Genomic DNA, 3,278 nt, shown 5'->3' with positions numbered 1-3,278 from the left:
TCCCCCCCACAAGGGTGCGGAGCGCGTCCCGGCGGTCGCGCCCGGCCGCCGGGCGCGACGGAGCCCGCGGAAAAGCGGGTGCGCTCGCCGGGCCCCGGACCTAGTCTCACCCCCATGACGACTCAGATCCGCACCATGGAGTGGGCCGACGTCCCCCGGGTCCTCCCACTCCTGCGCGCCGTCCACCCCTGCCGCGTGCTGACCGAGGACGCGATGCGCTGGCGGACGGAGAACCCCCCGCCCGGCAGTCGCGAGACCACCCTGCTCGCGGTGGAGGGCGGGGCCCCGGTGGGTTTCCTGCGCTCCGTGCTGCGGTGCGACGGCGAGGGCCCCCGCAGCGGCCGGTCCCTCCTCGCCACGGTCGCCGCCTCCCACCGGGACACGGACGTGGGCGCGCGCCTGCTGAGCGCCTCGGAGCGCCACCTCGTCGAGGGCGGGGCCGAGGTGCTGCGGACCGAGGCCGCCGACGAGGGCGTCCAGGCCGGAGGCGGGGCCTTCCGACGGACGGTGCTGGAGCGGGGGTACGCGCCGGAGGACACCCACCGCGTCCTGGGACTGGACCTGGCCGCGCTCCCCGACCCGCCGAGAGCGCCCGAGGGCGTCGAACTGCGGCCCTTCAGCGACTACGCCGACGACCCGCGCGAGATCTACGAGGTCGACAGGCTGGCCAGCCTGGACGAGCCCGGCGCGGAGTCGTGGTTCCCCTCCTACGAGGGGTGGTACAAGGACGTGTGGGAGCACCCGCTCCGCGCACCGGACCTGTCCCTGTTGGCGCTGGTCGAGGGCGTACCGGCCGCCATCACCTGCTACGTCTGCGACGGGGAGACCCGGATGGAGTCGTCCATGACCGGCACCCTGCGCGGGTTCCGGGGGCGCGGCCTGGCCGGGTACGCCAAGGCCACGGCGCTGCACCGGGCCCGCGAACGGGGCATGCGGTACGCCTACACCGGCAACCACGAGGACAACGCGCCGATGCTGGCCGCGAACCGGCGGCTCGGCTACGCCCCGGTCGGTTCGGAGACCGTCTACGTCAGGCGGCTCAGGAGTTAGCGACCGGTCCCGGCGGCGCCCCGGGCAGCCCCAGCTCCCGGAGCAGATGGGCGTAGAGGCCATCCGCCCAGGAGAGCTCGCCGTCGGAGGGCAGGATGTCGAAGGCGCGCACCTCCACGGTCTCGAACTCCCCGGTCAGCGGGGCCAGCGCGGTCACCTGGGCATGGGTGACCACCGTGACGTGCCCGCCGGAGAGCACGTAGTGGCCGACGGTCCGTATGTCGCCGAGGGTGGCGCCGGCCTCTTCCCGGGCCTCGCGGCGCGCGGTGTCCTGGAGGGTCTCCCCCGGTTCGGCGTGCCCGCCGGGGAACTCCCAGGCCCGGTGCCGGTTGCGTACGAGCAGGGGTCGGTCACCGGTGTAGGTCAGACACACCACGGAGTCGTGGGCCTCGGGGAGGAGCCCCAGGCGCACGACGGCACCGCCGAGCGGAGCGTCTCCGCCCGGCGGTGCGGTACCGCCGGTTCCGTGAAAGGAACTCAGTCCCGGTCCTCGCGGCCGCGGTGCTGTTCGCCGCGGTCGCGGTCACGCGGGGACGCGCCCTCCTGCGGCTCCTCCAGGGGCTCCTGCTCCTCTGCGTCGGTCCAGACGATGCCGTCCTCGGCGTCGTAGTCGACCAGCTCCATGCCCTCCAGGGCGGCCAGCCGCTCGTCGGCGTCGGTGACCCCGTCACTGTCCACGGCCGAGGCGCGCGAGAAGTACTCGCGGGCGTCGTCCTCGCGGCCCAGTTCCTCCAGGACGTCGGCGTAGGCGTAGAAGAGGCGGGCGACCCACGGACGGGCGCGCCGCTCCTTGAGCTCGGGAACCTGGAGTTCGGCCAGGGCGGCCTTGGTGTCGCCCATGTCCCGGCGGGCCCCGGAGGCGACGATGCGCAGTTCGATACGGTCGGCGACGTCCAGGTCCTTGGCGGCCGGGTCGTTGGTGATCTCCAGCGCCCGCTCGGGACGGCCCAGGCCGCGCTCACTGTCGGCCATGAGGGCGAGGAAGTTGTCGCGTCCGCTCATCCGGCGGGCTGCGCGCAGGTCGGACAGGGCCTCCTGCCACTTGCCGACGGTGTAGGCGGCCACGCCGGAGGCCTCCCGGACGCCGGGAACGCGCGACGCCTTGCGGCGCGCGTAGGCCGCGTGGGCGTAGGCCCGCTCGGGGTCCTCGTCCAGGAGCATGCCCGCGGCGACGATGTGCTTGCCGATCAGCTCGGCCAGCGACTTGGGCAGCGAGTGGAGGTCGCGCCTGGTCTCGGGGTCCAGCTGGGAGTAGCTGACCTCCTCCGGGAGCTGGGGTGCGATGTCGGCCGGGTCGCGGTCCTCACGCGGCGCACGGCGGTCGTCACGCCGGTCGTCCCTGCGATCGTCCCGACCTCGGAAGCCTCCGCCCCTGTTGTCGTCACGGCCGCGGGACCCGCCGCCACGGCGGTCGTCCCTGCGCCCGCCGTCCCGGAAGCCGCCGCCCCGCCGGTCGTCACGGCGCTCTCCGCCGCGGAAGCCGCCGCGGTCGTCACGCCGATCATCCCTGCGGTCGTCGCGGCCACGGAATCCACCGCGATCATCCCGCCGGGCATCCCCGCGATCGTCACGGCCGCGGTACCCACCACGGTCGTCCCGACGGTCTCCGCCACGGAAGCCTCCGCGGTCGCGGTCGTCACGGTTGCGGAACCCGCCACGGTCGTCGCGGCGCTCTCCGCCGCGGAAGCCGCCCCTGTCATCGCGACGGTCTCCACCGCGGAAACCGCCACGGTCACGATCGTCGCGGCGCTCTCCGCTGCCTCCGCTGCCTCCGCTGCGAAAGCCACCTCGGTCATCACGTCGTTCGTCACGACCCCGGAAACCGCCACCGCCGCGACGCTCGTCGCGACCCTGGTAGCCCCCGCGGTCGCGGTCGTCACGGCGGTATCCTCCGCGCCGGTCGTCACGACCTCTGTCATCTCTGGAACCGCTGTAGCCGGACCGGGCGCGGGGTCCGTCACCGCGTCCCCGACCACCAGGTCCACCGGAGCGATAACCGCCGCGCTCGTTGGCTCCGGAGTCCTCGCGGTCTCCCGATCGGCTGTCCTCAGTCATCCAACCCGTCCGTCAACACTCAAAAGCGCTGCCACCTTGAGCAGTAGCAGCGCGTCATAGTACTCGTGCTTTCCAGCTTACGACATGGTGTCGCCGCTCATCACCAGAGTGCAGGTGCCCAAGGTCCTACTTTCCCGTCAGCGTCCGCGCACACCAGACCGGGGCTTCGTGTT

The 3,278-nt window shown here is 73.4% G+C and carries 4 protein-coding genes; 2 read left to right on the top strand and 2 right to left on the bottom strand.

Annotation, left to right across the window (positions count from 1 at the left end):
* The first annotated feature begins 114 nt into the window (after nt 1–114).
* Nucleotides 115–1,050, top strand: coding sequence for a GNAT family N-acetyltransferase (locus tag ACSIH6_RS39145; protein ID WP_435113911.1), 936 nt, complete (start codon nt 115–117; stop codon nt 1,048–1,050).
* On the opposite strand, the gene ACSIH6_RS39140 is transcribed toward ACSIH6_RS39145, so the two are convergent.
* Both ACSIH6_RS39140 and ACSIH6_RS39135 read right to left on the bottom strand, forming a co-directional pair.
* The gene (locus ACSIH6_RS39140) at nt 1,040–1,462 is read right to left on the bottom strand and encodes an NUDIX domain-containing protein (protein ID WP_435113909.1); all 423 of its coding nucleotides are present in this window, start codon (nt 1,460–1,462) and stop codon (nt 1,040–1,042) included. The two genes, ACSIH6_RS39145 and ACSIH6_RS39140, sit on opposite strands and share 11 nt — an antisense overlap.
* A gap of 65 nt (nt 1,463–1,527) precedes the next feature.
* Nucleotides 1,528–2,211, bottom strand: a complete 684-nt coding sequence (locus ACSIH6_RS39135) for a tetratricopeptide repeat protein (protein ID WP_435113907.1) — start codon at nt 2,209–2,211, stop codon at nt 1,528–1,530.
* Between ACSIH6_RS39135 and ACSIH6_RS39130 the strand changes: the two genes are divergently transcribed.
* Entirely contained in the window at nt 2,173–3,165 is a 993-nt protein-coding gene (locus ACSIH6_RS39130) for a hypothetical protein (RefSeq protein WP_435113905.1), read from the top strand. The two genes, ACSIH6_RS39135 and ACSIH6_RS39130, sit on opposite strands and share 39 nt — an antisense overlap.
* Nucleotides 3,166–3,278: the final 113 nt, after the last annotated feature.

Source organism: Nocardiopsis synnemataformans, from assembly GCF_965343085.1.
GTDB classification, from domain to species: domain Bacteria; phylum Actinomycetota; class Actinomycetes; order Streptosporangiales; family Streptosporangiaceae; genus Nocardiopsis; species Nocardiopsis alborubida.
The sequence above is the reverse complement of the archived record's forward strand: the minus strand, read 5'-3'. Positions and strand labels throughout refer to the sequence as shown.

Bases quoted from the DNA above. Each gene is read 5' to 3' on its own strand.
- ACSIH6_RS39145 (WP_435113911.1), top strand. From the start codon at position 115: ATGACGACTCAGATCCGCACCATGGAGTGGGCCGACGTCCCCCGGGTC.
- ACSIH6_RS39135 (WP_435113907.1), bottom strand. From the start codon at position 2,211: ATGCTCCTGGACGAGGACCCCGAGCGGGCCTACGCCCACGCGGCCTAC.